Raw genomic sequence first — 2,553 nt, forward strand, 5'->3', positions numbered from 1 at the left:
GCCATGGCCTGCAGGTCCACCTTCTGGCCGGACAGCGCCGCCTTCACGTGCTCCACCGCCTTCTGGGCAGCGTCTGCCTCTGCCAGCGTCATCTCGATCTGCCCGAGCTTCGCCGCGATCTCCGCTGCTGTCTCGGCCATGTCATCGTTGCCGCCATCCGGCCCGAAGAACTCCTCGCGGATCTCCGCCACCCAGACCGGCATCACCCCGCCGCCGAGAACCTCGGCCACCGTGGCATCCGTCTCGCCGCTGACATAGCGCCCGCGGTCCAGGTCGTAGACATCGCGCAGCATGTCGGCGATCTGCCGCTTCTGTTCGCGGCTCGGCTGCCTAAGGTCCGTCACGGCCCTGCCCTTGTTCGTCATGTCGCTGGCTTCCTCTTGCGGCTTGGCGCGCCTCTTGGCGTCGCAGGTCGGGCACAGGTGCTTGCCCTTCACGATCGCCCATTTCTGGGCAGCCATCTTCTTGAGCACCTGCCCCTCATTCGGCGTCCATTCATTGCCTGCCTTGCGGAAATAGTCGCAGGTGACGGTCTCGATCCGACCGCACGTATCGCAGGCGACATTGGCCCTGTTCACCCCCTTGCCGTTGATCTTCCGGATCATGATCCGCGCCCCCATTGCGTCTCAGCCCATTTCGCCATGGCCGCGCGGAGCGGCTCCGGCAGCTCGGACATGCGGACGATCACCAGCTTGTGCTCCCTCCAGGAGTCCCGGCGCATGCGCTCCGTCCTGGCATTCGTCGCCAGAGGGTCCGGATCGGCCGCGGCCTGCCCCATGCTGTAGATCCGGCTGATCGGCGCGTTCCCCTTCATGCGTGCCCCCGCGCCATGTCGGCGATCTGCTGGCAGCGCTCCATCGCCATCTGGCGCCCCTCGAGGAAACGTTCGTCGGCCTCGGAGATCGCGCACCGGTTCAGGATCAGGCTGTCGAGCTTGTTCTTGCGGCGGATGTTCGGCTCGGCGATCTCCATCAGCTTGCCGATCGCATAGGCATCCTCCGACCGCACCCAGCTGTGCCGCTCCCGCAGGTAGTTGAGCAGCTCCGGCGCCCAGCCCTCGCGGATCGCCCTGGCACCGACCGAGGAGCCAAGCACGCCACGCAGCAGCGCCGACGCCATCTCCGGCGGTTCCTCGACCCGCGTCGCGATCTTCACGATGGCGGCCGGGATCGGCATCCTGTCCCGTCCCGGCCCCATCGGGTTCGCGGCGATGATCTCGGCCAGCGCGTCGAGCTTCTCCGGCGACATGTAGGCGAGCCGCAGCGTGATCTCGTCGACCATGTCCGCCCACCGCGCTTTCGTCGCTCCGGACGGCGGACGCAGCCCGAGCCTCTCCAGCGGCTCGATCAGCCGCTCCCGCACATTCCGGCGCCCTATGGATTGTTCCTGCCTGTCCATGCCTGCCCCTTTCTCAGCGAATGCCGAGCGCATCGGCCTGCGCTCCGGTGATCATCTTCTCGGCGACGAGGCATTGCCGGATGCGCTGCGGAACGGCATCGGCTCTGACCCCGCCTCCGCGCCCGATGTGGTCGGCGATTTCCCTCGCTTCGAAGCGCTCGTCGTCGGTGAAGAACAGCGTCCGGGAATGCCCGCTGTGGACGGCCCCGTGGTTATTTCCTGGTTCTTTACAGGTTATGTCTCCAGTGGGCTGGAGACGGGTCGTGGTCTCAGTTGGAGACGGGTCGTGGTCCGGATTGGAGACGGCTCCGTCTCCAGCACGTTGGAGCCGGGTTTCCTGTATTCCGTCTCCATTTTCTGGAGTCGGCTTTGCCCGTTCCTGGTGCTTCCTCCGATCCGTCCGCGCGGCCGACCCATCTCCGCCAGAGGCCGCCGATTTGCCGCCGCCCGCCATCTCGAATCCGAGCACGTAGCGCGTCGGAAGCTGCCGCTTCGTGACCGGGTCGATCTGCTTCTCGCGCCTGATCAGCCCCTTCTCCTCGAGGCTCCTGAGAGAGTTGTTGAGCGTGCCGTTCGACACGCCGCAGGTCGCGCGTAGGTACTCCTGGGACGGGAAGCAGCCCATGCTCGGATTGTGGCAGTCGCAGAGGTGGAACAGGATCCGGAACTCCGAATGCCCAAGCTCCGCCGCTGGTATCGTCGACAGCCAGTTGGTCGCCTTGTGGCTCACCGTTCACCCCCGATAGTCGTCTTGATCGTCACGTCTGCGCCTTCGCAGTTCGCCTCGACTGCCAGGCCCATGGCCCGCAGCGCCTCCACCGCCGTCTCGACCACCCAGAGGGCATCGATCGGCAGCTTGTTCTTCCGGCCGGTTTCCAGCAGCTCTGCGCGCCTCTCAGCCGGTGTCATGGCACCACTTCCTGCGGGACGATCCCGCGCTGGTACCAGCTGCGCACCACGTCGCCGTCCTCGCCGCTCTGGCGCAGGTCCGCCGTGCGGATGCGGTTGCGGATGCTCAGGGACGTATTGCGCGGAATGCCGAGGCGCTTGGTAATCTCGGTATCGCTGATCCCCTCGGCGTAGAGCGTCAGCACCTTGAGGTCGCGCTCATCCTGGTCCCGGCTCGCTTCGTTGATCGGCATCAGAGGAGCACCA

6 protein-coding genes are annotated in these 2,553 nt (G+C 66.2%); all 6 read right to left on the reverse strand.

Going from position 1 to position 2,553, the window contains the following annotated elements; translation table 11 throughout:
* On the reverse strand, positions 1 to 605 hold a 605-nt coding region (locus tag HCC78_RS32035), incomplete at its 3' end, for a hypothetical protein (RefSeq protein WP_172332741.1).
* On the reverse strand, positions 602 to 814 hold the full coding sequence (locus HCC78_RS32040) for a hypothetical protein (protein WP_172332742.1): 213 nt from the start codon (positions 812 to 814) through the stop codon (positions 602 to 604). The genes HCC78_RS32040 and HCC78_RS32035, both read right to left, overlap by 4 nt.
* Positions 811 to 1,281 carry a hypothetical protein gene (locus HCC78_RS32045; protein ID WP_172332743.1) on the reverse strand — a complete coding sequence of 157 codons (471 nt, stop codon included), beginning with the start codon at positions 1,279 to 1,281 and terminating at the stop codon, positions 811 to 813. Before HCC78_RS32045 ends, HCC78_RS32040 begins: the two co-directional genes overlap by 4 nt.
* A 130-nt stretch (positions 1,282 to 1,411) precedes the next feature.
* Entirely contained in the window at positions 1,412 to 2,128 is a 717-nt protein-coding gene (locus HCC78_RS32050; RefSeq protein ID WP_371743973.1) for a helix-turn-helix domain-containing protein, read from the reverse strand.
* Positions 2,125 to 2,307 (reverse strand): hypothetical protein, encoded by a 183-nt coding sequence (locus HCC78_RS32055; protein ID WP_172332744.1) that lies wholly within the window; start codon positions 2,305 to 2,307, stop codon positions 2,125 to 2,127. Before HCC78_RS32055 ends, HCC78_RS32050 begins: the two co-directional genes overlap by 4 nt.
* The coding region (locus tag HCC78_RS32060; protein WP_216671411.1) for a helix-turn-helix domain-containing protein at positions 2,304 to 2,553 on the reverse strand (250 nt) is incomplete at its 5' end. The genes HCC78_RS32060 and HCC78_RS32055, both read right to left, overlap by 4 nt.

This window comes from Mangrovicoccus sp. HB161399 (assembly GCF_013184745.1).
Classification (GTDB): Bacteria; Pseudomonadota; Alphaproteobacteria; order Rhodobacterales; family Rhodobacteraceae; genus Mangrovicoccus.

What these genes read in the sequence shown, in the direction of transcription:
- HCC78_RS32040 (WP_172332742.1), bottom strand. Translation starts at nt 814, where the DNA reads ATGAAGGGGAACGCGCCGATCAGCCGGATCTACAGCATGGGGCAGGCC.
- HCC78_RS32045 (WP_172332743.1), bottom strand. Translation starts at nt 1,281, where the DNA reads ATGGTCGACGAGATCACGCTGCGGCTCGCCTACATGTCGCCGGAGAAG.
- HCC78_RS32055 (WP_172332744.1), bottom strand. Translation starts at nt 2,307, where the DNA reads ATGACACCGGCTGAGAGGCGCGCAGAGCTGCTGGAAACCGGCCGGAAG.